Origin of the sequence: Streptomyces sp. NPDC048270 (genome assembly GCF_040652335.1) — a bacterium.
GTDB lineage: Bacteria > Actinomycetota > Actinomycetes > Streptomycetales > Streptomycetaceae > Streptomyces.
Map to the genome: position 1 here is coordinate 37,694 of NZ_JBEZLV010000032.1, position 26,997 is coordinate 64,690.

General features: G+C 72.2%; 26 protein-coding genes. 10 read left to right on the forward strand and 16 right to left on the reverse strand.

What is annotated here, in order from left to right:
* Window positions 1-3 precede the first annotated feature (3 nt).
* The 13 genes from AB0D66_RS25270 to AB0D66_RS25330 all read right to left on the reverse strand — a co-directional run bounded on the left by AB0D66_RS25270 (window position 4) and on the right by AB0D66_RS25330 (window position 9,785).
* The gene (locus tag AB0D66_RS25270) at window positions 4-972 is read right to left on the reverse strand and encodes a folate-binding protein (RefSeq protein WP_362307722.1); all 969 of its coding nucleotides are present in this window, start codon (window positions 970-972) and stop codon (window positions 4-6) included.
* A 21-nt stretch (window positions 973-993) separates the two neighbouring features.
* On the reverse strand, window positions 994-1,464 hold the full coding sequence (locus AB0D66_RS25275; RefSeq protein ID WP_362307725.1) for a Fur family transcriptional regulator: 471 nt from the start codon (window positions 1,462-1,464) through the stop codon (window positions 994-996).
* Between the two features lie 82 nt (window positions 1,465-1,546).
* The gene (locus tag AB0D66_RS25280) at window positions 1,547-2,119 is read right to left on the reverse strand and encodes an FABP family protein (protein WP_362307728.1); all 573 of its coding nucleotides are present in this window, start codon (window positions 2,117-2,119) and stop codon (window positions 1,547-1,549) included.
* A 282-nt stretch (window positions 2,120-2,401) separates the two neighbouring features.
* Window positions 2,402-3,310 carry a hypothetical protein gene (locus tag AB0D66_RS25285; protein ID WP_362307731.1) on the reverse strand — a complete coding sequence of 303 codons (909 nt, stop codon included), beginning with the start codon at window positions 3,308-3,310 and terminating at the stop codon, window positions 2,402-2,404.
* Window positions 3,307-4,146: a hypothetical protein gene (locus tag AB0D66_RS25290; protein WP_362307734.1), complete on the reverse strand. Its 840-nt coding sequence runs from the start codon at window positions 4,144-4,146 to the stop codon at window positions 3,307-3,309. The genes AB0D66_RS25285 and AB0D66_RS25290 overlap by 4 nt, the downstream gene beginning before the upstream one ends.
* A complete protein-coding gene (locus tag AB0D66_RS25295) occupies window positions 4,143-4,979 on the reverse strand; it encodes a hypothetical protein (RefSeq protein WP_362307737.1) in 837 nt (278 codons plus the stop codon). Before AB0D66_RS25295 ends, AB0D66_RS25290 begins: the two co-directional genes overlap by 4 nt.
* Window positions 4,980-5,091: 112 nt before the next feature.
* The gene (locus tag AB0D66_RS25300) at window positions 5,092-5,355 is read right to left on the reverse strand and encodes a DUF3099 domain-containing protein (protein ID WP_362307740.1); all 264 of its coding nucleotides are present in this window, start codon (window positions 5,353-5,355) and stop codon (window positions 5,092-5,094) included.
* Between the two features lie 111 nt (window positions 5,356-5,466).
* On the reverse strand, window positions 5,467-5,757 hold the full coding sequence (locus AB0D66_RS25305) for a DUF1416 domain-containing protein (protein WP_361759364.1): 291 nt from the start codon (window positions 5,755-5,757) through the stop codon (window positions 5,467-5,469).
* A 68-nt stretch (window positions 5,758-5,825) separates the two neighbouring features.
* Window positions 5,826-6,671: a sulfurtransferase gene (locus AB0D66_RS25310; protein ID WP_362307744.1), complete on the reverse strand. Its 846-nt coding sequence runs from the start codon at window positions 6,669-6,671 to the stop codon at window positions 5,826-5,828.
* A 231-nt stretch (window positions 6,672-6,902) separates the two neighbouring features.
* A complete protein-coding gene (locus tag AB0D66_RS25315; RefSeq protein ID WP_350875872.1) occupies window positions 6,903-6,992 on the reverse strand; it encodes an Ms5788A family Cys-rich leader peptide in 90 nt (29 codons plus the stop codon).
* A 155-nt stretch (window positions 6,993-7,147) separates the two neighbouring features.
* Window positions 7,148-7,864, reverse strand: coding sequence for a DUF2993 domain-containing protein (locus AB0D66_RS25320; protein ID WP_362307748.1), 717 nt, complete (start codon window positions 7,862-7,864; stop codon window positions 7,148-7,150).
* A 63-nt stretch (window positions 7,865-7,927) separates the two neighbouring features.
* Window positions 7,928-9,427 (reverse strand): hypothetical protein, encoded by a 1,500-nt coding sequence (locus AB0D66_RS25325; RefSeq protein ID WP_362307847.1) that lies wholly within the window; start codon window positions 9,425-9,427, stop codon window positions 7,928-7,930.
* Window positions 9,428-9,530: 103 nt separating this feature from the next.
* Complete coding sequence (locus AB0D66_RS25330) at window positions 9,531-9,785, reverse strand: MoaD/ThiS family protein (protein WP_069921255.1); 255 nt, start codon at window positions 9,783-9,785, stop codon at window positions 9,531-9,533.
* 499 nt (window positions 9,786-10,284) lie between these two features.
* On the opposite strand from AB0D66_RS25330, the gene AB0D66_RS25335 reads away from it, so the two are divergent.
* From AB0D66_RS25335 to AB0D66_RS25355, 5 genes are all read left to right on the forward strand, one after another.
* Complete coding sequence (locus AB0D66_RS25335; RefSeq protein WP_362307751.1) at window positions 10,285-11,073, forward strand: response regulator transcription factor; 789 nt, start codon at window positions 10,285-10,287, stop codon at window positions 11,071-11,073.
* A 121-nt stretch (window positions 11,074-11,194) separates the two neighbouring features.
* Window positions 11,195-12,217: a LacI family DNA-binding transcriptional regulator gene (locus AB0D66_RS25340; protein WP_362307754.1), complete on the forward strand. Its 1,023-nt coding sequence runs from the start codon at window positions 11,195-11,197 to the stop codon at window positions 12,215-12,217.
* Between the two features lie 147 nt (window positions 12,218-12,364).
* Window positions 12,365-13,483: a trypsin-like peptidase domain-containing protein gene (locus tag AB0D66_RS25345; protein WP_362307757.1), complete on the forward strand. Its 1,119-nt coding sequence runs from the start codon at window positions 12,365-12,367 to the stop codon at window positions 13,481-13,483.
* Window positions 13,484-13,543: 60 nt separating this feature from the next.
* The gene (locus AB0D66_RS25350) at window positions 13,544-14,278 is read left to right on the forward strand and encodes a response regulator transcription factor (RefSeq protein ID WP_362307760.1); all 735 of its coding nucleotides are present in this window, start codon (window positions 13,544-13,546) and stop codon (window positions 14,276-14,278) included.
* Complete coding sequence (locus AB0D66_RS25355; RefSeq protein ID WP_362307764.1) at window positions 14,275-15,711, forward strand: HAMP domain-containing sensor histidine kinase; 1,437 nt, start codon at window positions 14,275-14,277, stop codon at window positions 15,709-15,711. The genes AB0D66_RS25350 and AB0D66_RS25355 overlap by 4 nt, the downstream gene beginning before the upstream one ends.
* Here AB0D66_RS25355 and AB0D66_RS25360 read toward each other — a convergent pair.
* Window positions 15,691-16,563 (reverse strand): phosphatidylinositol-specific phospholipase C, encoded by an 873-nt coding sequence (locus tag AB0D66_RS25360; protein ID WP_362307850.1) that lies wholly within the window; start codon window positions 16,561-16,563, stop codon window positions 15,691-15,693. The genes AB0D66_RS25355 and AB0D66_RS25360 overlap by 21 nt on opposite strands.
* Before the next feature lie 142 nt (window positions 16,564-16,705).
* A complete protein-coding gene (locus AB0D66_RS25365; protein ID WP_362307767.1) occupies window positions 16,706-17,275 on the reverse strand; it encodes a helix-turn-helix domain-containing protein in 570 nt (189 codons plus the stop codon).
* A gap of 122 nt (window positions 17,276-17,397) precedes the next feature.
* Here AB0D66_RS25365 and AB0D66_RS25370 point away from each other — a divergent pair, with 122 nt between their 5' ends.
* Window positions 17,398-18,174 carry an alpha/beta hydrolase gene (locus AB0D66_RS25370; protein WP_362307770.1) on the forward strand — a complete coding sequence of 259 codons (777 nt, stop codon included), beginning with the start codon at window positions 17,398-17,400 and terminating at the stop codon, window positions 18,172-18,174.
* Between the two features lie 120 nt (window positions 18,175-18,294).
* Here AB0D66_RS25370 and AB0D66_RS25375 read toward each other — a convergent pair whose 3' ends face one another.
* Window positions 18,295-20,109 (reverse strand): bifunctional metallophosphatase/5'-nucleotidase, encoded by a 1,815-nt coding sequence (locus AB0D66_RS25375; protein WP_362307773.1) that lies wholly within the window; start codon window positions 20,107-20,109, stop codon window positions 18,295-18,297.
* Window positions 20,110-20,280: 171 nt separating this feature from the next.
* Between AB0D66_RS25375 and mshD the strand changes: the two genes are divergently transcribed.
* The 4 genes from mshD (at window position 20,281) to pstS (ending at window position 26,996) form a co-directional block, all read left to right on the forward strand.
* Complete coding sequence (gene mshD, locus AB0D66_RS25380) at window positions 20,281-21,210, forward strand: mycothiol synthase (protein ID WP_362307776.1); 930 nt, start codon at window positions 20,281-20,283, stop codon at window positions 21,208-21,210.
* Between the two features lie 1,154 nt (window positions 21,211-22,364).
* A complete protein-coding gene (locus AB0D66_RS25385; protein ID WP_362307779.1) occupies window positions 22,365-24,641 on the forward strand; it encodes an RNA degradosome polyphosphate kinase in 2,277 nt (758 codons plus the stop codon).
* A 4-nt stretch (window positions 24,642-24,645) separates the two neighbouring features.
* Window positions 24,646-25,626: a CHAD domain-containing protein gene (locus AB0D66_RS25390; protein WP_362307782.1), complete on the forward strand. Its 981-nt coding sequence runs from the start codon at window positions 24,646-24,648 to the stop codon at window positions 25,624-25,626.
* Between the two features lie 233 nt (window positions 25,627-25,859).
* Entirely contained in the window at window positions 25,860-26,996 is a 1,137-nt protein-coding gene (gene pstS / locus AB0D66_RS25395; protein ID WP_362307785.1) for a phosphate ABC transporter substrate-binding protein PstS, read from the forward strand.
* Window position 26,997: the final 1 nt, after the last annotated feature.

Genomic DNA, 26,997 nt, shown 5'->3' on the forward strand with positions numbered 1-26,997 from the left:
GGGTCAGGGCGCTACGACGACCTCCTGCGCGGCGGCCGTGTCCCCGACCAGCAGCGGCGCGTCCACCGGGACGTTCCGCTTGACCAGCGCGAGCGCGATCGGGCCCAGCTCGTGGTGGCGTACGGCGGTGGTCACGAAGCCCAGCTGACGGCCCTCGGAGCCGTCCGCGGCGAGCCGGACCGGCGCGCCGTGCGCCGGGAGCAGCACCTCGGAGCCGTCCAGGTGCAGGAAGACCAGCCGCCGCGGCGGCTTCCCCAGGTTGTGGACGCGGGCCACCGTCTCCTGGCCGCGGTAGCAGCCCTTCTGGAGGTGGACGGCGGTGCCGATCCAGCCGAGCTCGTGCGGGATCGTGCGGTGGTCGGTCTCCAGGCCGAGCCGCGGCCGGTGCGCCTCGACGCGCAGCGCCTCATAGGCGAGGAGCCCGGCGGCGGGGCCGTGCGCGGCGGCGAAGGCCTCCAGCTCGGCCCGCGGCAGGAAGACGTCCCGGCCGTGCGCGGCCTCCCGTACGACGTGCTCCTTGGCGACCTCGGCGATGGAGCCGGCCGGCAGGTGCACCACCGCGAACTCCGCGGTGCGGTCGGCGACTTCGACGCGGTAGAAGAACTTCATGGACTCCAGGTAGGCGATCAGCTCGCCCTGGGTGCCCGGCTCCACGTGCGCCCACGTGGTCTCGCCGTCGTCGACGAGGTAGAGCGCGTGCTCGATGTGGCCGTTGGCGGAGAGGATCAGCGCCTCGGTGGCCTGCCCCGCCGGCAGCTCGGTGAGGTGCTGGGTGAGCAGCAGGTGCAGCCAGCTCAGCCGCTCCGGTCCGGTGACGGTGACGACTCCGCGGTGCGAGAGGTCGACGAAGCCGCGGCCGTCCGCGAGGGCTCGCTGTTCGCCGTACAGCTCGCCGTAGTGGGCGGCGACGCCCTCGTCGCGGCCTTCGGCCTGCACGGCGCCGGGGAGATGGAGCAAGGGGCTGCTGGTCATGGGACCAAGCGTACGACTCGGCTACGCGTGCCCGGCACGGTGTTTCGCGGCGCACTTCCGGCACAGCCCGAAGATCGCGAAGTGCTTCATGTCGGTCTCGAAGCCGAAGGTCTCGCGGAGCTTGGCCGTGAACTCGGCGGCGATGTCCACATCCGCCTCGATGACCTCGCTGCAGTCGCGGCAGACCAGGTGGATGTGGTGGTGCCGGTCGGCGAGGTGGTAGGTGGGCGCGCCGTGGCCGAGGTGGGCGTGCGAGACGAGCTTCAGCTCCTCCAGCAGCTCCAGCGTGCGGTAGACGGTGGAGATGTTCACGCCGGAGGCGGTCTTGCGCACCTCGGCGAGGATCGCGTCCGGGCTGGCGTGCTCCAGGGCGTCGACCGCCTCCAGCACGAGCTGGCGCTGCGGTGTCAGACGGTATCCGCGCTGCCGCAGGTCGGTCTTCCAGTCGACGCCTTCGGCGCTCCCGGTGCTGTCGGCCCTCTCGGTGCTCACCACCCGGCCAGTGTAAGCGCGGGAAGGGGACCGCAGGGCTTCCCCGCGGTCCCCTTCCCGTCGTCCACGAGCCCGTGGCGCGTCAGCGGAAGAAGGCGATGCCGTCGTCCGGCATGTCCGGGAGGTTGCGCGCCATCTCGGCGACCTCCTCGGGGGTGACGACCTTCTTCAGCTGGGCCGACATGTACGGGCGCAGCTCCACGTCCGGAGTGGCCTTCTCGCCGACCCACATCAGGTCGCTCTTCACGTAGCCGTAGAGGCGCTTGCCACCGCTGTACGGGCCGGAGGCCGCGGTGCGCGCGACGGCGTCGGTGGCGAGGTCGATCTGGGGCTTCTGGTCGGCGAGCTCGCCGTACCAGACCTCGACGACGCCCTGGTCGCGGACCATGACGACCTCGACCTTGCGGTCCGCGTCGATGCGCCAGTAACCCGATTCGGACTCCAGCGGCCGCACCTTGTTGCCCTCGGCGTCGAGGACCCAGCTGTGGGAGGTGTACTCCAGGAAGTCCCGGCCGTCGTGGCTGAAGACGACCTCCTGGCCGAAGTTGCACTTTTCCTCACCCGGGAAGTCGAAGACTCCCGCACCCTCCCAGTTGCCGAGGAGGAAGGCGAGGGGGACGAGTCCCGGGTTCAGGTCGGACGGGATCTGGATCATGGATGGCTGCTCAGGCGATCTGTGGGAGGGGTTCCGGGGCGGTCGGCTGGGCGGACGCTCAGCGCTGACCCTGGTACAGCTTCTTGACGGCCAGGACGGTGAAGGCGAGGACGCCGACGCAGACCAGGACCAGCAGGGAGGTGAAGACTGCCTCAAGCACGGGGTGCTCCTCGGAGGATTCGTTTGGGGGTCCCCCCGGACGGAGTCCGAGGAGGGTACGGCCGGTCCCCAAGCCTACTGGCCCGGGGACCGGCGCACTCTGCGAGGTCGCCAGGACGGACCTCAGCTCAGCAGCTGGCTCTGGAGGATCACCGTCTGGTGGAAGGGAATGGTCGGCAGCCCACCCTTGCGGGACTGGACGACCACTCCCTGGACGTCACCCATCTGCAGGCAGCCAAAGCGGACCTGCTCGTCCCCGAAGGGCTTGGCCTCCTCATAGAGGCTGAACTCGCTGGAGCTGAGGGTTCCCGACCCGACGAAGCCGCTGCTGGCGACGGCGCTGTACTGCTCCGTCTTGGCCTTGCTCCACGACAAGTCGACCGAGAGCGAGTCGGCGCCGGTCAGCCGGGTGTTGATGCCGCAGCCGCGGAAGGTGTCCACGAAGCCGGAGGAGTGGAAGCGCAGCAGGTAGACGCGGGTCCGCGTGCCATCGGGCATGGTCCAGGACCGGCCGGTGATCTGACGCAGCCCCTCCCACTCGAAGGACTCCTTGAGCTTCGGCCGGTCCTCGGGGGCGTACTCCTCCAGGAAGGCGTCCGGCTCCACCTTCCGGTCCTTGTCCGCCTTGACGGTGTCGTCGGGCCGGGACCCCTCGGGGGCGGGGAGCAGCAGGCCGCTCAGGGCGGCGTAGTGCGTGCCGTCCGGGTTGTCCGTGGCGCCGGGCAGCGGGGCTCCGGCCGGCAGCTCGGGCTTGGCCAGCTCCGGGTAGGTCCACCGGCCGTCGGGCAGCGTGGACAGCCCGGGGATCTTGGTCCGCTCCGGCTGGACGACCCCGTAGGCGGTGCCCGCGCCGACGGCGGCGAAGACGAGAACGGCGGCGGTCCACCGCAGCGCGGCGAAGAGCTTCCGGCGGTCCTTCGGCGCGGCCGGCACCGGCTCGGTCACCGGTTCGGCCACCGGCTCGGCCACCGGCTCGGCCACGAGGTCCGGTCCCTCGGCGGGTGCGGCGTCGGTGGTGCTCTGCTCGGTCACACGGACTCCCCGGGGGACTTCAGGTGGTTCAGCTGCTTCGTGAACAGATCGACGGCCGTCTTCACGTCGAACCGGGGCCGGGGACCGTACGAACGGAAGGTCACCAGCACGTCGCCCTCGACGGCCACGCAGTCGAGGGATTCGATCGTCTCGGGCTTCTGCGAGTCGGGCCGTTCCTCGACGATGTCCAGCAGGACGCACTTGGCCTGCGGGAACCCTTCGACGGTGGGCGCCTCCTTCTTCTTCTCACCCAGCGCCACGGCGACGTCGAGGAGCTTCTTGTTGAGGTCCACGAACTTCACGAGTGCCTGCGGGTCCGCCTGCGTGAGTTCGATCTCGATGATCGGGCCCGCGTACGTGAGGGTGTAGCTGCGACCGGCCACGCCCTTGAGCTTCAGCTCGGCCACGGCCTTGTCCCGCTCGGCGCGCTCGGCGGCGGACAGCCCCGTCCGGGAGTCCTTCACGGCCTGGACCGCGCGCTCGCCCGACACGTAGAAGTCGTTGCCCTCGTCCTCCAGGTCGGGACCCAGCTCGTAGCTCGCGGGGACCGGCAGCAGCTTGCCCGTGAGCTCGTTGGGCGGCACGGTCGGCACCGGGGCCGGCGAGGCGGTCGGCCGGGGGCCGTCCGGTACCCAGTAGCGCGTCGGGGAGGTCCGGTCGGCCTGGTCGATCCTGCCGGCGGCCCAGAAGCCGCCGCCCGCGAGGACGGCCAGGCCGAGCCCGCCCGCGATCAGGGCCAGCGTCCTGCGGTTCACCCTGCGCGGCGGGCGCGCGGGGACCGGTGCGTTCTGCTCCGGCGCCGGACCGGTTACGGCGTCGTTCTGCTGCTCGGTCACAGCCGCTCCATCTGTCGCTTGGCCAGGTCGGTGATCTCGCCCTGGGAGACGTCACCCCGGTTGTTCGTCAGCTCGACGTCCATGACGATGTCCCCGCGCCGGAGGATGGCCCGGGCCAGGCGCAGTGGGTGGTACCCCGCCTTCGTCTTCGGCTTGTAGAGCCAAGCGCGGCCGTAGTCGTCGGGTACACCGGGCAGCGCGAAACCGTCGTTGCCCGCGCGGTCCGCGTGGTCCTGGTACGACGCCTGGCCCTCCTGGTATTTCTGGGCCGAGTGCTGATCCTGGAACTGGAGCAGCCGGATCTCGATGAAGTCGTGCTCGCCCTGCCGCCAGCCCGCCGTCGCAATCCGCCGCACATCCTGGGCGATGGCGTCGAAACCGCGGTCGGGGGACTCGTAGTAATCCGCCGCGAACATGTCCAGCGACTCGTAACCGGAGTAGCCGTCCTTCGCGCCGCCCGGGGCCTCCAGCAGCTTCTTGGCGAGGTCCTCCTCCGCCTTGTCCCACCGGCTGGCGTTGACCGAGCGACGGGAGGTCGCGTCGTTCGGCGCGACGGGCGGCGGCATGGCCACCTTCTGCTGCGCCAGCGGCGGCAGCGCGGTGGGCTCGCGGTGGTACTGGACCGCGTAGCCGGTGACCGTGCCGGCGAGGACGCCGAGGGCGGCCGCGCCTGCGATCAGGAGGGTGGTGCGGCCGCGGCGGCGGCGCGGTGCGGCGGCGGGCTCGGCGGAGCCGGTCGGCGTGGCCGGCTCGGCGGCTGCGGACGCAGTGTCCGACTCCGGGCCGGTCTCCTCCCCTTTCCGCTGCTCAGGACTGGTCTGTTCGTGTTCCAAGGAGTCCCCCCACAGGACAGGAGGCGCCGGTCGATTACCCGCGCGTACCCATGACCCGTGCCGGAGGAGAGCAGTTGTATGAATGCTTATTACATTCTTATCTCGCTGCGTTTCACTCCTCGTGCCGCCGCTTTCCGTCCAGTTCGTCCCACCACTCGTCGGACTTCGGATCCCCCGAGGGGTCGTCCCACCAGCGGTCGTCCGGGCCGCGCCGGTTCGCGATCATCGCGGCGACCGGCGGGATGACCATGGCGACCACGCACATCGCCACGGCGGCCTCCACCGACCACAGGCGCACGAAGGACCAGGCGGAGACGAACAGGACCAGGCATCCGCCCATGAGCAGGAAGTAGACGCGTCGGCGCCGGGCGTACATGTCTCCAGGGTAGGAGCAGACGGCACGAAGGGCCGCACCCCGTTCCAGTGGCGTCCAACCCCTGGGGTGCGGCCCTTCGGCCGATCAATCAGGCGATCACATGTGCGGTGCTCAGACCGCGATCGCCACGTCCGTCACGCCGCCGGCCTCGGCGACGACGACCTTGCGGTCCGCCGTGCCGCCCGGGACGAGCGCGCGCAGCGTCCAGGAGCCCTCGGCCGCGTAGAAGCGGAACTGGCCGGTCGCCGAGGTCGGGACCTCGGCGGTGAACTCGCCGGTCGAGTCCAGCAGGCGGACGTAGCCGGACACCGGCTCACCGCCCTTGGTGATCTGACCCTGGATCGCGGTCTCACCGGGCTTGAGCGTCGCGAGGTCGGGCCCGCCGATCTGTGCTCCACACATGTTCTCTGTCCTGTCCTAGAGAGGTTCTGACGACTGGGGGCCTACGAGGCCCTGCATGCCCGGCAGGGTTACTTGTTGGCGCCGAGCTCGATCGGCACGCCGACCAGGGAGCCGTACTCGGTCCACGAGCCGTCGTAGTTCTTGACGTTCTTCTGACCGAGGATCTGGTGGAGCACGAGCCACGTGAGCGCGGAGCGCTCGCCGATGCGGCAGTAGGCGATGGTGTCCTTCGACAGGTCGACGCCCTCGGCCTCGTAGAGGGCCTTGAGCTCCTCGTCCGACTTGAAGGTGCCGTCGTCGTTGGCGTTCTTCGACCACGGGATGTTGCGGGCGCTCGGCACGTGGCCGGGACGCTGCGACTGCTCCTGCGGAAGGTGCGCCGGGGCGAGCAGCTTGCCGGAGAACTCGTCGGGCGACCGCACGTCGACCAGGTTCAGGGAGCCGATCGCGGCCACGACGTCGTCGCGGAAGGCGCGGATCGAGGTGTCCTGGGCCTTGGCCTTGTACTGGGTGGCCGGGCGGTTCGGGACGTCCTTGCCGTCGACCAGGTCGCGGGAGTCGAGCTCCCACTTCTTGCGGCCGCCGTCGAGCAGGCGGACGTCCTGGTGGCCGTAGAGCTTGAAGTACCAGAAGGCGTAGGACGCGAACCAGTTGTTGTTGCCGCCGTAGAGGACGACGGTGTCGTCGTTGGAGATGCCCTTGGCGGAGAGGAGCTTCTCGAAGCCCTCCTGGTCCACGAAGTCGCGGCGGACCGGGTCCTGGAGGTCGGTCTTCCAGTCGATCCGGACGGCGTTGGTGATGTGGTTCTTGTCGTAGGCGGACGTGTCCTCGTCCACCTCGACGATGACGACGTCGGCGTCGTTCAGGTGGGCCTCGACCCAGTCGGCGTCTACGAGGACGTCGCTGCGGCTCATGGTGTTCTCCTCCGGGGCAGTGTGCGGCGGGGCTGTGCGGGGTGCTGACGATGCTGGCTGTGCGGCGCACCGGCCGGCTGCGGGTGCTGCCGGGTGGTGCGGGCGTGCGTACGTCCAGGTGCACTCGCGGATCCGGTCCGGCGCGAGGAGGCGTCAGGGGATCAGGAGGCAGGTTCGGTCACGCGGGAAGGGGCCGTCGTCCGGCGCTGGTGGAGCGGATGCGCTCACACGTCACATGGATCGACAGAGCATGGCGGCGACGCGACACAGGTCTACTGCCCGCCGCTTCGTGAGGTCCGCCTGCTGATGCTTCATAGCCATGGATCGTAGGGACGAACCGGCCGCCCTGTCACCGGTGTGTCATATTTCGAGACGGGATCGTCCGAATACTGGGATCGGAACGCCAGGAGCGGCCGCCGCACCGCTCCCCGGAGCCCCTGTGCGGCCCGTCCTTCTGCGGATCGGACCGCACCGTCTCACGATCCGGCCAGCGCCACGTCCGTACCGCCCAGCGTGAGGTGCACACCGCTCTCGTCCGAGGTCAGGGCGGAGAGGTGCAGCCCGGCGGGCAGCCCGGCGTCGAGGTCGCGCTCGAAGTCGGTCTTCTTGCGGACCAGCTTCTCGACCCCGGGGATCCCCTCGCCCGGCACCTCGTCGGCGCGCACCCGGACGATCTTGCCGCCCTTGCCGTCCTTCGCGTCCTCGAGGGTGATGGTCGACACCACGCTGCGCGTCAGCGGCTTGCCGAGCACGTCCACCGTCGCGGTCACCTTCACCTTGTTCGCCGCCCCGCCGTAGGACAGCGTCGCGCCGGTCTGCGAGGCGGCCGTCAGGTCCGCGTACGTGATGAGTCCGGTGCCCTCGGCACGCCGGGCGGTGCCGCTGCTGTAGTCCCCGTTCAACTTCACGCCGCGGAAGGTGGCGTCGAGCTCCGAGAGCCGCGTCTTGCGGCCCTCCGCGGCCACTTCGACGCCCCGGAGCTTCAGGTCGACCCGGTCCAGATCACGGCTCAGCGCCTGGGTCAGGAACGGGAACCCGCCGATCTCCACCTCCGCGCTGCCCGCCAGTCCCTGCCGGGCCTGGATCCGGTCGGCCAGCCGGTTCTCGGCGTAGTTCACCGCCCACCGGTCGGCTCCCACGAACAGGGCTCCCAGAACCACCCCGATGATCACAATGGCGCGCAGGAATCGCACGTGCCTTCCCCCTACTTGTCGGTACGTGCGTTCTAGTTGACCATGCCCCCCGTCGGGGAGGGATCAGCCCACCACCCGGCCGATCAGGTAGACGGCGGGAGCGGCGGCCGCCAGCGGCAGCGCGACACCGGCCGTCATGTGCACGAACTTCGACGGGTAGTCGTACGCCGCCACGCGCAGCCCGACCAGCGCGCACACCCCGGCGACGAGGCCGAGCAGCGCTCCGCCGCCCACCCCGGCCCCGGCCAGCGGGCCGACGGCGATGCCCGAACCGGCGGCCGCGGCCAGCGAGACGCCGACGGACGGCGCGGTCGGCAGCGGCAGGGCGCGGGCGAAGACGGCCACCGCGACGGCGGCGGCGCCGACGGTGACGGCCGCGTTGTCCGCGGCCAGATAGCCGGCGCAGACGATGGCGAGGGCGGCCGAGGCCACGGAGGCCATCAGGCCGTACATCCGCTCGTCGGCATCGGCGTGGCTGCGCAGCTGGAGGACGAGGGTGAGCAGCACCCAGGCTCCGAGGGTGCCGATGATCGCGCCGGGTCCGTACGCCTCGTCCACCGCGAGCACCGCCGCGTCGGCGACGAGCGCTCCGGCGAAGGCCAGGGCGATGCCCTGGCGGGCGGGCCACATGCCGTTGAGGCGGAACCAGCCGGCCGCGGTGAGGCCTTGGAGGACCACCAGCGGCAGGAGCAGGGCGTAGTGGCCGACGGCCGCGGCCGCGGCGAGCAGCACCCCGAGGACGGCGGTCAGTATGGCCGACTGCGGACCCGGGTCGATGATCGGCGACCGGCCCTCGGCACGGGCCTGCGCCGGGTCGACGGCGCGCAGGGTGTTGCCGCCCAGGGTGGGCGGCGAGTACTCGGGCTCCTCGCCGGGGGCCGCCGGGGGCCCGGGCGGCCCGGGCTCCGCCGCCGAGACGGGCGGGAGGTAGGCCGTCTGCTCGGCCGGGGGCTCCGCCGCGACCGGGGGCAGGTAGGCCGTCTGCTCGGCCGGGGGCTCCGCCGCGACCGGGGGCAGGTAGGCCGTCTGCTCCGCGGAGGGCTCCGCCGTGACGGGCGGGAGGTAGGCCGTCTGCTCGGCCGGGGGCTCCTGCGCCTGGGGCGGGAGGTAGGCCGCCTGCTCGGCCCAGCCGGGCGCGGGCGCGGGGGCCGCGGCCTCGTCGCGGAACCAGCCCTCCGGTGCGGCCGGCTGCTGCGCGCCACCGGCGCCGGGGCCGGGGTACGGCGGCGGATACGCGGCCTGCTCGGCGGCCGGGGCCGGGTGGGACCAGTCCTGGGCCGGGGCGGGCGCCGGAGCCTGGGCCTGGGCTTCGTCACGGAACCAGCCCTCCGGGACGGGAGGAGCGGCGTCCGCGGCGGGCTGCGGATACCCGCCCTGCCCGGCGGCCGGGCCCTCGTCGCGGAACCAGCCCTCGGGCGCGGCCGGCTGCCCCGGCACCCCGCCCAGCGGCGGATGCACCGGCTGGTACCCGGTGTCCCAGGTGTCGGACTGCCAGGTCTGCGTCCCGTAGGGGTCCTGGTACTGCTGCTGGGGCTGGTTCTGCGACTGCTGCTGGTTCTGCAGCTGCTGCCGGCGCAGCTCGTACTGCTGCTGCTCGTACTGCTGCTGCTCGTAGCGCTGCTGCTCGTACCGCTGCTGTTCCTCAGGCGTGCTCATCGGCTCCCGCTCACCCGCCCGCGAACGGCGGGAGCACCTCGACGGTGCCCCCCTCGGTCAGCAGGACGGAATCGTGCGGGCGCTTGCCCACAGGCTCATCGTTCACCAGGAAGGAGCAGCGCAGCAGGACCCGGGTCAGTTCCCCGGGGTGGCGTTCCCGCACGGCGTCGAGCGCCTCGGCGAGCGTGCGCGCCGAGTACGGCTCCTCCGCCGTCTTGGCCGCGGCCTTGGCCGCCGCCCAGTAGCGGATGGTTCCGGTTGCCACTGCAGCTCCTATCGTCGGCTCTCTACCGTCGGCCTCCATGATGACGCCTCCGCGCCTCCGCCCGGGTGTGCCTCCGCGCGCCCCCGGATGCGCCCCGGGGGCCCGTCCGTACCCCCCGGCGGGCGGCCGATCCGGTGAAACAGGGGCATACTCCCCGGCTACCCCGGGGAGGGGCCCCCGGATCACGGGCGTGGCGGGAACCACAGAAGCGGACCCGGTGGAGACCTCGGCCGGGAAAGGGCCCGTGGGCTATTCTGCTGGCGAGAGGATCCGGGCAACGTTGCCCCCGGGTCCTTTTGTGCTTTCAGGACGTTGAACGACCCGAGAACAGTGGTATCCATCCGGGCCCCAGGGCGCGGGGCCCGCATGGAGACCGGCAGAGTCACCCGAGTCACCGTACGAAGCAGTACCGCGCACGTCCTCGACGGGACCGAGGAGGAACCGACGTGATGGACCAGCGATCCGTGCAGAACCGCCCGACCCGGGCAGGTGGTCAGGCATGAGCTCTCTTCTGCTGCTGACCAACGCCCTGCAGCCGTCCACCGAGGTGCTGCCCGCCCTCGGCCTGCTGCTGCACAACGTCAGGGTGGCCCCGGCCGAGGGCCCGGCACTGGTGGACACCCCGGGCGCCGACGTCATCCTGGTGGACGGCCGCCGCGACCTGCCGCAGGTGCGGTCGCTGTGCCAGCTGCTCCGCTCCACCGGGCCGGGCTGCCCGCTGATCCTGGTCGTGACCGAGGGCGGCCTCGCGGCCGTCACCGCCGACTGGGGCATCGACGACGTGCTCCTGGACACCGCCGGTCCCGCGGAGGTCGAGGCGCGGCTGCGGCTGGCCACCGGACGCCAGCAGCTGGGCTCGGACGACTCCCCCATGGAGATCCGCAACGGCGACCTGTCCGTGGACGAGGCGACGTACTCGGCGAAGCTGAAGGGCCGGGTCCTGGACCTCACCTTCAAGGAGTTCGAGCTGCTCAAGTACCTCGCGCAGCACCCGGGCCGGGTCTTCACCCGGGCGCAGCTGCTACAGGAGGTCTGGGGCTACGACTACTTCGGAGGCACCCGTACGGTCGACGTCCACGTACGGCGGCTGCGCGCGAAGCTCGGCCCCGAGCACGAGTCGCTGATCGGCACGGTCCGCAACGTCGGCTACCGCTTCGTCACGCCGGAGAAGGTCGAGCGGGCGGCCGCCGAGGCCGCGGCGCAGGCGGCGGCGCAGGCGGCGGCCCAGGCCGCCGCACAGGCCGGCTCGGCCACCACCGCTCAGGCCGGAGCGCAGGCCACCGCGTAGCCGGGTACGGGCCCGCGCACCGGCCTGCGCGGGCGTCACCCGGTCGGCCGAAAAGCCCGTCGGTATCCACTCCGCAGGACGCCCTGCCCACAGGGAGGTCACCCCGCGTAGACTTCCGCGCGTGGCCAAGGTGACGCGGGATGACGTGGCGCGACTTGCGGGTACCTCTACCGCCGTCGTGAGCTACGTGATCAACAACGGACCCCGGCCGGTTGCCCCGGCCACGCGCGAGCGTGTACTCGCCGCGATCAAGGAGCTGGGCTACCGCCCCGACCGGGTCGCGCAGGCGATGGCGTCCCGGCGCACCGACCTCATAGGCATGATCGTCCCCGATGCCCGCCAGCCGTTCTTCGCGGAGATGGCGCACGCGGTCGAGCAGGCCGCCGCCGAGCGCGGGAAGATGGTGCTCGTCGGGAACTCCGACTACCGCGACGAGCGCGAGGTCCACTACCTGAGGGCCTTCCTCGGGATGCGGGTCTCGGGCCTGATCCTGGTCAGCCAGGGCATGAGCGAGCGCGCCGCGTCGGAGATCGAGGCGTGGGACGCGCGGGTCGTGCTGCTGCACGAGCGCCCGGAGGCCATCGACGACGTCGCGGTCATCACGGACGACATCGGCGGCGCCCAGATGGCGACCCGGCACCTGCTGGAACACGGCCACGCGTACGTCGCCTGCATCGGCGGGGTCGAGAACACCCCGTCGGTCGGCGACCCGGTGGCCGACCACGTCGAGGGCTGGCGCCGGGCCATGCTGGAGTCCGGCCGTTCGGTGGAGGGCCGGCTCTTCGAGGCCCCGTACAACCGGTACGACGCGTACCGGGTGGCCCTCGAGGTCCTGGCCGGCCCGGACCGCCCCCCGGCGATCTTCTGCGCCACGGACGACCAGGCCATCGGCGTGCTCCGGGCGGCTCGTGAGCTGCGGATCGACGTGCCCGGGGAGCTGGCCGTCGCGGGCTTCGACGACGTGAAGGAGGCGGCCCTCACGGACCCGCCGCTGACCACGATCGCCTCGGACCGCCCGGCGATGGCCCGCGCGGCGGTGGACCTCGTCCTAGACGACGCCCTGCGCGTGGCCGGCTCCCGCCGCGAACGCCTGAAGCAGTTCCCGTCGGCCCTGGTGATCCGCCGCTCCTGCGGCTGCCGCTAGTGCTGTGGCCCGGCTTCCCCGAGGGGCCGGGCACGGCCCCCGGGGCGCCCTCTCCCGGCTGGGCTTTATATCGGGCATACGCGGTTCTGTCGGGCTTCTCAGGCCAGGCTCAGGAAGCTCTCATCATCCGGCGACAGAGTCATGGCCATGACCGAGAGCTTCCGCCGCGAAGGCGAGTACCCGCAAGAGCACCGCCCGACCCCGGCCGGGGCGGCCTACCCGCCGCCGCCCTCGTACCCGCCCGCCGCGCCCGGCTGGCACGAGGCCCACGAGCCGCCGATCATCCGGGGCGAGACCGTCCCGGCAGCGTTCCCCGACACCGCTCCCCCCGCCCGGCACCGCGCCAAGAAGCCCGCCGCCCTCATCGCCGCCGTCGCCCTCGCGGCAGCCGTGGTCGGGGGCGGTACCGCGGCCGCCGTCCAGCAGCTGATGGGCGGCCCGGCCGGCACCGCCGGCGGCGGCGTCAACGGCACCAGCGTCTCCCAGTCCAACACCGGCACCGTCGCCGGCGTCGCCGAGCAGAACAGCCCCTCCGTGGTCCGCATCGACACCCGCACCGGCTCGGGCCAGGGCACCGGCTCCGGCATCGTCATCACCGCCGACGGCGAGATCGTCACCAACAACCACGTCATCAGCGGCGCCTCCGAGATCCAGGTGACGATGAGCGACGGCAAGAAGTACACCGCCAAGATCGTCGGCACCGACCCCGACAAGGACCTGGCCCTCATCAAGCTCCAGGGCGCCGGCGGCCTCAGGCCCGCCAAGCTCGGCGACTCCGACAGCCTCAAGGTCGGCGAACAGGTCGTCGCCATCGGCTCCCCCGACCGCCTCACCGGCACCGTCACCAGCGGCATCGTCTCCGCCCTCGAACGCGAGGTGAACGTCGCGAAGCCGCAGCAGCAGTCCCCCCGGCAGCAGGGCGACGGCAGCTGGCCCTTCTCCTACGGCGGTCAGGAGTTCAACGGGAACACCGGCTCGGACACGGCCTCGTACAAGGCCATCCAGACGGACGCCTCCCTCAACCCCGGCAACTCGGGCGGCGCCCTGTTCAACATGAACGGCGAGATCGTGGGCATGCCCTCGGCGATCTACTCCCCCAACAGCGGCGGCGACGCCGGCAGCGTCGGCCTCGGCTTCGCCATCCCGGTCAACACCATCAAGGCCGACCTGGACTCCCTGCGCAAGGGCGGCCCCGGCGGCGCGGGCTCCGGCGGCAACAGCGGCGGCGGCAACAGCGCCGCCAACGGCTTCGGCACCTCGTACTAGCCCGTCGTGCGAGGCTGGGAGGCGCCAGCCCGCTCCGCACACCACCCTGGGGGACGACCCGTGCATGCCACCGAAGGCGACCAGCACCGGATCCTCGTCGTCGACGACGAGCCGGCCGTCCGCGAGGCCCTGCGCCGCAGCCTCGCCTTCGAGGGGTACGCCGTCCAGACCGCCGTCGACGGGATCGACGCCCTCGACAAGGCGGCCTCGTACGCCCCCGACCTGATCGTCCTGGACATCCAGATGCCCCGGATGGACGGCCTGACGGCCGCCCGCCGGCTGCGCGCCGCCGGCAGTGTCACCCCGATCCTGATGCTCACCGCCCGCGACACCGTCGGCGACCGCGTCACCGGCCTCGACGCGGGCGCCGACGACTACCTGGTCAAGCCCTTCGAGCTCGACGAGCTGTTCGCCCGCGTCCGCGCGCTGCTGCGGCGCAGCTCCTACGCCGCCCCGCAGCCGGGCGACGAGGCCGTCGAGGACGCGCTGACCTTCGGCGACCTGCGCATGGACCTGGCCACCCGCGAGGTCACCCGGGGCGGGCGCCCGGTGGAGCTGACCCGTACCGAGTTCACGCTGCTGGAGATGTTCCTCGCGCACCCGCGCCAGGTCCTCACCCGCGAGCAGATCCTCAAGACCGTCTGGGGCTTCGACTTCGAGCCCAGTTCCAACTCCCTGGACGTGTACGTGATGTACCTGCGCCGCAAGACCGAGGCGGGCGGCGAGCCCCGGCTGGTCCACACCGTGCGCGGGGTGGGCTACGTACTGCGCGCCGGCGAGAGCGGTCCGGAGTGAGCCCCGCCGCCAGATTCCGCGCGCTCCCGCTGCGCTCCCGCCTCGCCCTGCTGGTCACGGTGGCGGTGGCGCTGGCCGTGGCGGCCGTCGCCGCGGTGTCCTGGGTGATGGTGCGCACCCAGCTCCGCGACCAGCTCGACAGCTCGCTGCGCGCCACCAACGCGGGCGCCCAGGCCAACCAGGTGTTCGACGCCTTCGGCGGCTGCGTGTCCGGTGAGGCGCTGCCGGAACGGCCCGCGAACAACCTCAGCGCGCAGGTGCAGATCGTGCTGCCGGACGGCAGGACCTGCTGGGTCGACGGCAAGAACACCCTGAAGGCCACCGACATCGACCTGGAGGTCGCCCAGCGCCGGCGCGGCCCGGCCCTGTACGACTCGACCACCTCCGACGGCGTCCCGGTCCGCGTCTACACCCAGCCCGCCCTGGTGAACCGGCAGTTCGCCGCGCTGTCGGTGGCCAAGCCGCTCGCCGACGTGGACAAGCCGCTGTCCACGCTGGCCTGGGTGCTGCTCCTGGTCTCCGGGATCGGCGTGGTCGGCGCGGGCGCGGCCGGGCTGTGGGTCGCCCGGACCGGGCTGCGGCCCGTCGACGAACTGACCGGAGCCGTGGAGCACATCGCCCGCACCGAGGACCTGACCGTCCGCATCCCCGACGAGGGCGACGACGAGATCGCCCGCCTGTCGCGGTCCTTCAACTCCATGACGGCGGCGCTCGCCTCCTCCCAGGAGCGGCAGGCCCAGCTGATCGCCGACGCCGGACACGAGCTGCGCACCCCGCTGACCTCGCTCCGGACGAACATCGAGCTGCTGGCCCGCAGCGAGGACACCGGCCGGGCCATCCCGCCCGAGGACCGCAGGGAGCTGCTGGCCTCGGTGAAGGCGCAGATGACGGAGCTCGCCGCGTTGATCGGCGACCTCCAGGAGCTGTCCCGTCCCGACGCCGTGGCCCCCGGCCCGCTCGAGGTGGTGGCCCTGCACGAGATCACCGGCGCCGCGCTGTCCCGGGCCCGGCTGCGCGGTCCGGAGCTGGAGTTCGGCTCCTCCCTGGAGCCCTGGTACGTACGGGGCGAGGCGGCCGCGCTGGAGCGGGCGGTGGTCAACGTCCTGGACAACGCGGTGAAGTTCAGCCCGCCGGGCGGCGCCGTGGAGGTGACGCTGCGGGCGGGCGAGCTGCGCGTGCGGGACCACGGCCCGGGCATCCCGGCCGAGGACCTCCCGCACGTCTTCGAGCGGTTCTGGCGCTCCCCCTCGGCCCGCGCCCTGCCCGGCAGCGGCCTCGGCCTGTCGATCGTGGCCCGTACGGTGGCCCGCGCCGGCGGGAGCGCCGAACTGCGGGCGGCGGCCGACGGCGGACCGGGCGCGGAAGCGGTGCTCCGCATCCCGGGTGCGCCGTCCCCGCCGCCGCCCGGAACCTCAGTTGTGCCGGATCAGTGAGGCGACCAGGCCGGAGCGGGTGTTCGGGAAGTCCATCGGGACGATCCCGAGCCCGGTCCGGCCGGCCATCTCCCCGCCGTCGACGAAGCCGTGGACCTGCGGGTTGAGGCGGTCGGAGTTCCAGCGGGGCGGCATGTACGCCGCGGTGCTCACGTAGTTCACGAAGAGCCTGCCGGGCTGCTGCACGGCCTTGCGGAAGTGGTTCTCGATCCGGCCGCGCTTGGCGAAGGGCTCGGTGTTGTAGTCGTCCTGGATGTCGAAGACGTTGCCGTCGCCGTAGCGCAGGCCGGGCAGTCCGCCGTTGTCGGCGAGCAGCACCACCTTGCCGCGGGCCTGTCCGAGGGCGGGCAGGGTGTCGGCGATCCGGAACAGGGAGCGCCATCCGCGGTTGTCCAGGTAGTCGTCGAAGACGGCGCGGAAAGTGGCGTCGCTCTCTCCGGAGTACTCCTGCTTGACGCGCATCAGCACGGTCTCGGAGGGGCGCGCGGCGAGGAAGTTCGCGCAGGCCACGAGGACGTCCCCGAACATCAGGTCCTGGAAGAAGGCCGCGTGGTGGATGGCGAAGGAGCCGCCCGTGACGCGGCAGCGGACGTCGAGGAAGCGGATGCCGGAGTCGAGCTGCTGGGCGATCGAGGTGTTCTGGCAGGCGACGTAGAGGCCGCCCTTGGTCGCGCCGGAGTCGTGCGTGCCGGGGATGGTCATCCGCTGGAGGGGCGTGGAGTCGCCGAGGCCCGCCATCCAGTCCTGGGTGCCGAGCGCGGCGGCCGAGGCGGGTGGTGCGCCGAGTCCGACGGCCGCGCCCGCAGCCAGTGCTCCGGCCAGAAATGCCCGCCGGTCCAGTCCCGTGCCCATGCCCATGTCCGCCCCTTCGCCGACCCAGTGGTGGGACCGGATTATGGCGTGCGGAACCAGGCTTTACTACCCGTCGGTAGAGCCGAACTCTCACGCAACCCCCTGGTAAACCAGGCGAGTTGGGACAGGCCGGGACAGGCCTTCAGTCCTCCAGCAGCTCCGTCATCGTGCGCAGCCCCCGGACGATCGCCTGCCCGTCGGGCGTGTGCTCCGAGTCGGTCAGGTGCTGGACCATCACGCCGGTCAGCAGCGCGATGTGCACCGACCCCAGGGCCTGCACGTCCTGCTCGGTGACCTCGTCCTCGGGCACCCCGCGCAGCTGCGCCGTCACCATCCGCCGGGACCTGCGCTGGCCCTCGGCGAGGGTGGCGAGCAGTTCGGGCGCGGACTGCGCGTGCACGAAGGCCTCGATGTTCGCGATCCACAGCCAGCGCATGTCGCCGAAGTCCCGGATCTTGCGGTCCCAGGTGTCGGCGTAGCGCTCGACGGCGGTGTCGCCCTGCCCGGCGAGCCGGCCGGAGCCCGCGGCCCACTCGTCCATCGCGGCGAAGAGCGCCTGGTTGAGCAGCGCCTCCCGCGATCCGAAGTGGTAGCCGATCGCGGCCATGCTGACCTTCGACGCCGTGGCGATGTCGCGCACGGTCGTGCGGAGGTACCCCTTCTCCTCAAGGCAGCGCCGCGCTCCGGCCAGCAGGTCCTCGCGATTTCCCATGGCGGGATCGTATCCGCGCCGGGAATTGGGCAAGCGCCCAAGACAAGCGTATTGCGCACTTGCCCAATTCCTGCCAGGGTGGAGCAACCGCAAGATCCACGGGCCCACGGGAGGCACGAGCCATGCGCAACGAGCTGAAGATCGACGACCGCACCCTCTCCTACCTCGACTTCGGGGGCGCCGGCCGGCCGCTGCTCGCCCTGCACGGCGGCCTGTCCGAAGCGGCCGCCTACACCGGCCTGGCCGCCGCACTGGGCGACGAATGGCGGGTCATCGCCCCCGACCAGCGCGGCCACGGCGACTCCGAGCGCGCCCCCGCCTACGACCGCCAGGGATACGTGGGCGACGCCGCCGCCCTGCTGGAGCACCTGGACCTGGGCGGGCCGGTCCCCGTACTCGGCTTCTCCCTCGGCGGCGCCAACGCCTACCACCTGGCCGCCGCCCGCCCCGACCTGGTGTCCGCGATGATCATCGTGGACACCCCCGTGGAGGTCGTGCCCAAGGACGGCCCGGACGTCTGGGCCTTCCTCCACGAGCTCCCGTACACCGCGCCGACCCGCGAGGAACTCATCACCGCCCTCGGGCCGATGGGCCCGGTCTACGCCCCCGCACTGCGCCCCGAGGGCAGCGGCTGGCGGCTGCCGTTCCACCCGCAGGACACCCTGGCCACCCTGGCGGCCGCCCACGGCGACCGCTGGGACGTCTGGCTCGCCAGCGAGTGCCCGGCGCTGCTGATCCACGGCCTGCGCAGCGAGGCGCTCCCCCGGGAGCAGGCCGACGCGATGGTCTCCCGGCGGCCCGGGACCTCGTACACCGCCCTCGACACCGAGCACTTCGTGCCCTTCCAGGACCCGGAGGGCTTCAACAAGGCCGTCCGCACCTTCCTCGCGACCCTCTAGGGACGACGGGGGCAACGCCGGCGGAGCGGGGGACGCGGGCGGAGCCGGGAACGCCGGAGGGGCGGCGGGCCGTCGGGCCCACCGCCCCTCCGGGCGTGCTGTACGCGGGTGTGGCAGGTGCTACTTCACGACCGTGATCCGGTCCGCCGCCGGCGGGACGATCGGGTTCTGCGCCGTCGACTTGCCCAGGTAGGCGTTGAAGCAGTCCAGGTCGGGCGCGCCGACCAGCTTGTTCTTGTGCTCCTTCAGGACGGTGAAGCCGTCACCGCCGCCCGCGAGGAACTCGTTCATCGCGACCCGGTAGGTCTTGGCGGGGTCGATCGCCGCGCCGTTCAGCTTCACCGAGTCCACGACGATGCGGTCCGCACCGGACTTGGTCAGGTCGAGGGTGTACGCGAAACCCTTCGACACCTGCAGGATCTTCGGGTTCGCACCGTTGACCGGGCCGCTCACCTGCTGCTGGAGCGCGGTGATCAGCTGCGCGCCCGTCAGGTCCACGATGTTCATCATGTTGTTGAACGGCTGGACCGTGTAGGACTCGCCGTACGTCACCACACCGTCGCCCTCGTCCCCGGACGCCTTGTAGGCGAGGTCAGCACGGATGCCGCCCGGGTTCATGAGGGCCAGCTGCGCGCCGCCCTTGTCGGCCGGGGCGAGCGCCTCGAGCTGCGCGTCGGCGATCAGGTCGCCGAGCGGCTTCTCCGGCGCCTCCGAGCCGCGGCCCGGGATGTCGGCGGAGATGAAGCCCTGCGGGCGGTTCGCGATCGGGGCCGCGAGCTCGTTCCAGCGCTGGATCAGCTCGGTCATGTCCGAGGCCTTGGGCTGGTCGCGGGTGACGACCTTGTTGACCGGCTTCGGCGAGCTGACCGGCGTACGGACGATGTCCTTGGTCTGCCGGTCGTAGGTCAGCGTGGTGTCCGTGAACAGCCGGCCGTAGGAGGCGGCCGAGGTCACCATGCGCGGGTTGCCCGCCGGGTCCGGGATGGTGCAGGCGTACGCCTGGTGCGTGTGGCCGGTGACCAGCGCGTCGACCTTGGGGTCGAGGTTCTTGGCAATGTCCACGATCGGGCCGGAGATGCCGGCGCCCGCACCCGGGACGTCGCAGTCGTAGTTGTACGCGCCGTTCGCGGGCAGACCGCCCTCGTGGATCAGCGCGACGATCGACTTCACGCCCTGCTTGTTCAGCTCGGCGGCGTACTTGTTGATCGTCTCGACTTCGTCCTCGAACTTCAGGCCCTTGACGCCCTCGGCGGTGACGACGTCCGGAGTGCCCTCCAGGGTGACGCCGATGAAGCCGATCTTCACGTCCCCCTTCTTCCAGATGAAGGTGGGGTTCATCATCGGACGCTTGGTCTTCTGGTCCGTGACGTTCGCGGCGAGGAACGGGAACTCGGAACCCGTGAACTCCTTGCCGGGCTCGAAGCAGCCCTCGGCCGGGTGGCAGCCGCCGTACGCCATGCGGCGCAGCTCGGCCTTGCCCTCGTCGAACTCGTGGTTGCCGACACCGGTGACGTCCAGGTCGAGCTTGTTCAACGCCTCGATGCTCGGCTCGTCGTGGAAGAGACCGGACAGCATCGGGCTGCCGCCGATCATGTCGCCAGCCGCGGCGGTGACGGAGTACTCGTGGCCCTTGCGGGCTTCGCGCAGGCTGGTGGCGAGGTACTCGACACCGCCCGCGGGTATGGCTTTGGTGGTGCCGTCGGCCTGACGTTCGGTCACGTTGCCGGAGGACCCCTGCGGGGGCTCGAGCGTGCCGTGGAAGTCGTTGAACGACAGCAGCTGCACGTCGACGGTCCGGCTCTTGGCGGCACCGCCACCACTCGCGGCGCCGGCCGGCAGAGCGGCGGCGACCATCGCCCCGGCCCCTGCCGTGACGGCGAGAGCGGTGAGGGTCAACCGGCGGGTGCGGCGGTGCCGTTGTGGCGTCGCTGACATTTAGTCCCCTTTGTGGACAGCGAGACAAACTTGGGAGGTCCGCCGCAGCCTATTGTCAACGCGCGTAGCACGACAGGGGGTATCGGGTATCGAGGTGGTTACGCGCAGAAGACCGACCGATGCCCGGGGCCGCGCCCGCCGGGCCGCCCGCCGCGGTCGTAGGCTCAAGGCATGACTGACGCAGCAGCGGCCCTGGAGCCGGGACGGCAGATTGAGACCCTCGACGAGCTGACGGAGGAACAGGCCGAGGCCGTCCTCGCCCTGATCGAGGACGCGGCACGCACCGACGGCACCACCGCCGTGTCCGAACAGGGCCGCCTCCAGCTGCGCGGCGGGCCCCGCGAGGGCATCCGGCACTTCCTGCTCACCGAGGGCGGCCGGCTCTCCGGGTACGGGCAACTGGAGGACACCGACCCGGTGGAGGCCCCCGCCGCCGAGCTCGTCGTCCACCCCGCGCTGCGCGGCCGCGGCCACGGGCGGGCGCTCGGCACGGCCCTGCTGGCCGCCTCCGGCAAGCGGATCCGGGTGTGGGCCCACGGCGGGAAGTCGGCCGCGCGGCACCTGGCGCAGGTGCTCGGCCTGACCCTCTTCCGCGAGCTGCGCCAGCTGCGGCGGCCGCTCGGCCCGGACGCGGTGCCGCTGCCCGAGCCGGCGCTGCCGGCGGGGGTGACCGTACGGACCTTCGTGCCCGGCAGCGACGACGCGGCCTGGCTCGCGGCGAACGCGGCCGCCTTCGCCCACCACCCCGAGCAGGGCGCGCTGACCCAGCGGGACCTGAACGACCGGATCGCGCAGCCGTGGTTCGACCCGGAGGGGTTCTTCCTCGCCGAGCGCGACGGGGAGCTGGTCGGCTTCCACTGGACGAAGGTCCACCGGGCCGAGCAGCTGGGCGAGGTGTACGTGGTCGGCGTCCGGCCGGGCGCCCAGGGCGGCGGCCTCGGCAAGGCCCTGACCGCGATCGGCCTGCGGCACCTCGCCGCGGCGGGCCTGCCGACGGCCATGCTGTACGTCGACGCCGACAACCCGGCCGCCCTGGCGGTCTACGAACGCATGGGCTTCACCACGCACGAGGTAGACCTGATGTACCGCACAGAAAGCTGACACCCCCGCCGGGGCGGCCGGGGCCCGCGGCTCAGCCGGGGTCCGGGGTTCCGCCGGGGCCGGGCCACCCAAGGCCGGGGCTGCGCCAAGCCGGGCCACCGCCAAGGCCGAGGCACCGCCGGGTCCGTGACTCGGCCGAGGCCGGGGATCCGGCAGACCGGGACCCCGCGAAGTCGAGGACACCCTGGAGCCGATGATCCGGTGAAGCCGAGATCCCGTGGAACCGAGGGCCCTGCGAAGCCGACGAGCCCGTGGAACCTGGAACCCGGCGAAGCCGACGAGCGTGGAGCCGTGGGGCCTGGGATCGATCCGGCGGAGCCGGGGATCCCGTGGGGCTGGAGCGGCCCTGTCGGAGGCGTGGGGCGGGGTCCCTCCGGAGTGTCTCCTCGGCTCGCGCACCGAGCCGCGGCTGCGCAGAGCCGAACCCGGGTTGCGCGCTCGTCCTGCGGGGACCCTCCTACGCGCCCCCACCCCACGGCCCGGCTTCGTGAGCCGAGGGGTGCGGGGCCGTGCAGGGGTGTCCCCGCAGGCCGAGCGCGCAACCGCGGCCGCGGCTTCGGACGGGGCTCAGTGCGCGAGCCGAGGAGACACCCCGGAGGGGCCCCGCGCCCCGCCCCTCACCGACCAACCCCGGCACCCCCAGCCCCGCCGGCGCTTGAGGCGCAGGGGCCCGGGCAGTGCCCCCCAGCAGCCCCCGGAATGCGAGGCGGCACTTGAGCCCCGCCGGCGCTTGAGGCGCGGGGCCCGGGGCCGAGCCCCGATGGTCGGGCCCCTGGGGCGCTCGCGGGGCCCGGGCCCGGGCCCGGTGTTCGAGCCCCGCCGGCGATTGAGGCGCGGGCCCGGGGCCGAGCCCCGATGGTTCAGCCCGCGCAGGGCGCTCGCGGCGCCGGGGCCCGGGGCCGAGCCCCGATGGTCGAGCCCGTGGGGCGCTCGCGGGGCCCGGGCCCGATGTTCGAGCCCCGCCGGCGCTTGAGGCGCGGGGCCCCGCCCGCGGAGCCGGCGGCAGTCGCAACCCCGCCGGACCCCGGAAGCCACGCGCCATTAACCAGGCATTCAGACGCGCTTGCGACTCTCCCCGCATGCAGCCCCGACTCCGACTGACGGCCGACACTTCCGACGCGCCTGTCCTCCCGCTTGCGCGGAAGAATGGAGTCATGAGCCACAAGCCCAGCGCAGGCCCCACCGAGGTCCCCGCCCAGCACCCGTCCCACACGTCCGCCGCCCCCGCGGGAACGCCGGGCAACATGGCCGTCACCGGCGCCCACGCGCGCATAGGCTCCATCAGCGCGCACCGCCCGCACGTCGACCTCGAGCCCGACCTCGACGCCGATCTGGACGCCTACGACGACAAGGACGGCGGGGAGCTGCCGCCCGGCCGCTTCCTCGACCGGGAGCGCAGCTGGCTCGCCTTCAACGAGCGGGTGCTCGAGCTCGCAGAGGATCCGACGACGCCGCTCCTGGAGCGCGCCAACTTCCTGGCGATCTTCGCCAGCAACCTCGACGAGTTCTTCATGGTCCGCGTCGCCGGCCTCAAGCGCCGCATCGCGACCGGCGTCGCCACCCGTTCGGCCTCAGGCCTCCAGCCCCGTGAGGTGCTGGACCTCATCTGGACCCGCTCGCGCGAGCTCATGGCCCGGCACGCCGCCTGCTTCCAGCAGGACATCTCCCCGGCCCTGGCCGAGGAGGGCGTCCACCTCATCCGCTGGCCGGACCTCACCGAGAAGGAGCAGGCGCGCCTCTTCACCCTGTTCCGCAACCAGATCTTCCCGGTGCTGACCCCGCTGGCCGTCGACCCCGCGCACCCGTTCCCGTACATCTCCGGCCTCTCCCTGAACCTGGCCGTGGTCGTGCGCAACCCGGTCAGCGGCCACCGCCACTTCGCCCGGGTCAAGGTCCCGCCGCTCCTCTCCCGCTTCCTGGAGGCCTCCCCGCAGCGCTACGTCCCGCTGGAGGACGTCATCGCCGCGCACCTGGAGGAGCTGTTCCCCGGCATGGAGGTGCTCGCGCACCACATGTTCCGCGTGACCCGCAACGAGGACCTGGAGGTGGAGGAGGACGACGCCGAGAACCTCCTCCAGGCCCTGGAGAAGGAGCTCATGCGGCGCCGCTTCGGCCCGCCGGTGCGCCTGGAGGTCGAGGAGTCCATCGACCCGGGCGTCCTGGACCTGCTGGTGCAGGAGCTGAAGGTCAACCCCTCCGAGGTGTACCCGCTGCCCGGCCCGCTGGACCTGACGGCCCTGTTCGGGATCGCCTCGCTGGACCGGCCAGAGCTGAAGTTCCCGAAGTTCGTCGCCGGCACCCACCGGGACCTGGCCGAGGTGGAGTCCGCGTCCGCCCCGGACATCTTCGCCGCGCTGCGCGAGCGGGACGTGCTGCTGCACCACCCGTACGACTCCTTCTCCACCTCGGTGCAGGCCTTCCTGGAACAGGCCGCCGCCGACCCGGACGTGCTCGCGATCAAGCAGACGCTGTACCGCACCTCCGGCGACTCCCCGATCGTGGACGCCCTGATCGACGCGGCCGAGGCCGGCAAGCAGGTCCTCGTACTCGTCGAGATCAAGGCCCGTTTCGACGAGCAGGCCAACATCAAGTGGGCGCGCAAGCTGGAGGAGTCCGGCTGCCACGTCGTCTACGGGCTCGTCGGCCTCAAGACCCACTGCAAGCTGTCGCTCGTGGTGCGCCAGGAGGGCGACCAGCTGCGCCGCTACTCGCACGTGGGCACCGGCAACTACCACCCCAAGACGGCCCGGCTGTACGAGGACCTCGGGCTGCTCACCGCCGACCCGCAGGTCGGCGCGGACCTCTCCGACCTGTTCAACCGGCTGTCGGGCTACTCGCGCCGCGAGACCTACCGCCGGCTGATGGTGGCACCCCGCTCGCTGCGCGACGGGCTGATAGCCCGCATCGACAAGGAGGCCGCCCACCACCGGGCCGGCCGCCCCGCGTACGTGCGCCTGAAGATGAACTCGATCGTCGACGAGGCCCTCATCGACTCGCTCTACCGGGCCTCCCAGGCCGGCGTGCCCGTCGACATCTGGGTCCGCGGCATCTGCGCGGTGCGCCCCGGAGTACCCGGGCTCTCGGAGAACATCCGGGTCCGTTCGATCCTCGGCCGCTTCCTGGAGCACTCCCGGGTCTTCGCCTTCGGCAACGGCGGCGAACCCGAGGTGTGGATCGGCAGCGCCGACATGATGCACCGCAACCTCGACCGCCGTATCGAGGCACTGGTCAGGGTCGCCGACCCGGCCCACCGCGCGGCCCTGGACCGGATGCTGGAAACCGGGATGTCCGACGTCACCTCCTCCTGGCACCTGGGCCCGGACGGCGAATGGACCCGGCACAGCACGGACGCGGAAGGCCAGCCGCTGCGGCACGTACAGGAGATGCTCATAGACGCCCGGAGGCGCCGGCGTGGCTCAGCCAAACCATGACCCGATGGCATTGACGGGCCGCGCGGGCGACGTGCTCGGCACGTACCTGCGCACCCAGGCCACCGCCTTCCTGCGCGGGCTGCGCCTGCACGAGGAGTGGGGGTCCCCGCGGACGGAGCCCGGGGGAGGGGCCGTCGCCCCGGAGGGAGGCGATGCGGCGCGCAGCCTGCGGGGGGCGGCGCGCCGGATCAGCGGGTCCCTGGCCACCTTCCGGGTGGTGACCGAGTCCTCCTGGGCGGACGGGCTGCGCACCGAGCTGGTGTGGCTGTCCTCGACGCTGGCCGACGAGCACGCGTACGCCGCCCGCCTGGCGCGGCTGATGGACGCGCTGCACCGCCTCGCGGGCTCGGGGGAGGTCCCGGCGCCGCGGGGGACGGCCGGCGCGCTCACGGTGGGCTCGGCGCGGGCGGGCGCGCTGCTGGAGCGCCAGCTCACCCTGGCCCGTACCCGCGCCCACTCGGCGACCCTGCAGGCGCTCGGCTCGGCCCGGTTCCACGCGGTGGCGGACGCGGTGGCGGTGCTGGCCTCGGAGGTCCCGCTGGATCCGGTCGCGGCCCGGGGCCGCATCGAGGACGTGCTGGTGCCGCTGGCCGCGGTGGCCGAAACCCGCCTGTCGGCGGCGGTCGGGGCGCTTCCGCCCGCCGGGGACACCCACCCGTACGACGCGGACCGCGACGGCCCCTGGCACGAGGTACGCCGCCTCCTGCGGGTGCACCGGTACGCCAGAGAGGCGCTGGGCGAGGACGTGGGGCGCGCGGCGGCCGCGGGCGAGGCCCTGGACCGCCACCGGGACGCCTCGGAGGCGGCGACCGCCTCGGCCGCGGCGGCGCGCACCCCGCGGATCGCCCCGGCCACGGCGTACGCCCTGGGCATCCTGCACGCGGACCAGCGCCACGCGGTGGAGTCCGCCCGTTTCGACTTCCGGCGGATCTGGCTCCCGGCGCCCGCGGACCAGCGAGGTCACGTCGAGATAACGGCGGGGTAACGGAGGCTTACGGCCGTGGGAGGACCCGCCGGTTCGCACCGGGTCGTCCGCCACGGTTCACCATCCGTTCACTCGGGCCGGTCGGCCACTTCACCTGATCTGACTAATTTCAGCTGTGCAAGGTGCGAGCCGCCCGGAGTACGAGCAGCTCAGCCGGGCAGACGACGTAGTCCTCTTCGCACGCCGCCCCGATACAGAAAGCGGCCGGCGGCTTCTGGAAGGAACACCCGAAAGTGAAGCTTCAGCGCAAGAACATGCTTCGTGCCTCCGCCCTCGGGGCGCTTGTCGTGTCCGGCGCCCTGGTCCTCACGGCGTGCGGCTCGGACGACAACACGAAGAACACCGACGGCACCGCGAAGCCCTCCGCCGCCGCCGCCGGCGACATCAAGTGCGACGACGCCAAGGGCAAGCTCCTGGCCTCGGGCTCCTCCGCGCAGAAGAACGCGGTCGAGCTGTGGGTGAAGAACTACATGGCCGCCTGCCCCGGCGTCGAGGTGAACTACAAGTCCTCCTCCTCCGGTGAGGGCATCGTCGCCTTCAACCAGGGCACCGTCGGTTTCGCCGGCTCCGACTCGGCGCTGAAGCCGGAGCAGGTCGAGGAGTCGAAGAAGATCTGCACCGGCGGCCAGGGCATCAACCTGCCGATGGTCGGCGGCCCCGTCGCCCTCGGCTTCAACGTCGCCGGCGTGGACAAGCTGAACCTCGACGCCGCCACGATCGCCAACATCTTCAACGACAAGATCAAGAAGTGGGACGACGAGGCGATCAAGAAGCTGAACCCCGGCGTCACGCTTCCCTCGACCGCGATCCAGGCCTTCCACCGCTCTGACGACTCCGGCACCACCGAGAACGTCACCAAGTACCTGAAGGCCGCCGCCCCCGACGCCTGGCCGCACGAGGCCGCGAAGAAGTGGGCCGCCCCGGGCGGCCAGGCCGCGTCCGGCTCCGCCGGTGTCGCCGCCCAGGTCAAGCAGGTCGACGGCTCGATCGGCTACTTCGAGCTCTCCTTCGCCAGCTCGCAGGGCATCAAGACGGTCGACCTGAACACGGGCGCCGCCGCCCCGGTCAAGGCCACCGGCGAGAACGCCTCCAAGGCCATCGCCGCCGCCAAGATCGCCGGCTCCGGCTCCGACCTGGCCCTGAAGCTGGACTACACCACCAAGGCCGAGGGCGCCTACCCGCTCGTCCTGGTGACCTACGAGGTCGTCTGCGACAAGGGCAACAAGGCGGAGACCCTGCCGACCGTGAAGTCCTTCCTGAACTACACCGCGTCCGACGCGGGCCAGAAGGTACTCCTCGAGAACGGCTACGCGCCGATCCCGGCCGAGATCAACGCCAAGGTCCGCGAGGCCGTCGCCAAGCTCGGCTAGT

Coding starts and splice junctions, on each gene's coding strand:
- AB0D66_RS25270 (WP_362307722.1), bottom strand. CDS start 972: ATGACCAGCAGCCCCTTGCTCCATCTCCCCGGCGCCGTGCAGGCCGAA.
- AB0D66_RS25280 (WP_362307728.1), bottom strand. CDS start 2,119: ATGATCCAGATCCCGTCCGACCTGAACCCGGGACTCGTCCCCCTCGCC.
- AB0D66_RS25300 (WP_362307740.1), bottom strand. CDS start 5,355: ATGTACGCCCGGCGCCGACGCGTCTACTTCCTGCTCATGGGCGGATGC.
- AB0D66_RS25305 (WP_361759364.1), bottom strand. CDS start 5,757: ATGTGTGGAGCACAGATCGGCGGGCCCGACCTCGCGACGCTCAAGCCC.
- AB0D66_RS25310 (WP_362307744.1), bottom strand. CDS start 6,671: ATGAGCCGCAGCGACGTCCTCGTAGACGCCGACTGGGTCGAGGCCCAC.
- AB0D66_RS25315 (WP_350875872.1), bottom strand. CDS start 6,992: ATGGCTATGAAGCATCAGCAGGCGGACCTCACGAAGCGGCGGGCAGTA.
- AB0D66_RS25335 (WP_362307751.1), top strand. CDS start 10,285: ATGAGCTCTCTTCTGCTGCTGACCAACGCCCTGCAGCCGTCCACCGAG.
- AB0D66_RS25345 (WP_362307757.1), top strand. CDS start 12,365: ATGACCGAGAGCTTCCGCCGCGAAGGCGAGTACCCGCAAGAGCACCGC.
- AB0D66_RS25360 (WP_362307850.1), bottom strand. CDS start 16,563: ATGGGCACGGGACTGGACCGGCGGGCATTTCTGGCCGGAGCACTGGCT.
- AB0D66_RS25365 (WP_362307767.1), bottom strand. CDS start 17,275: ATGGGAAATCGCGAGGACCTGCTGGCCGGAGCGCGGCGCTGCCTTGAG.
- AB0D66_RS25370 (WP_362307770.1), top strand. CDS start 17,398: ATGCGCAACGAGCTGAAGATCGACGACCGCACCCTCTCCTACCTCGAC.
- AB0D66_RS25375 (WP_362307773.1), bottom strand. CDS start 20,109: ATGTCAGCGACGCCACAACGGCACCGCCGCACCCGCCGGTTGACCCTC.
- mshD (WP_362307776.1), top strand. CDS start 20,281: ATGACTGACGCAGCAGCGGCCCTGGAGCCGGGACGGCAGATTGAGACC.
- AB0D66_RS25385 (WP_362307779.1), top strand. CDS start 22,365: ATGAGCCACAAGCCCAGCGCAGGCCCCACCGAGGTCCCCGCCCAGCAC.
- AB0D66_RS25390 (WP_362307782.1), top strand. CDS start 24,646: ATGGCATTGACGGGCCGCGCGGGCGACGTGCTCGGCACGTACCTGCGC.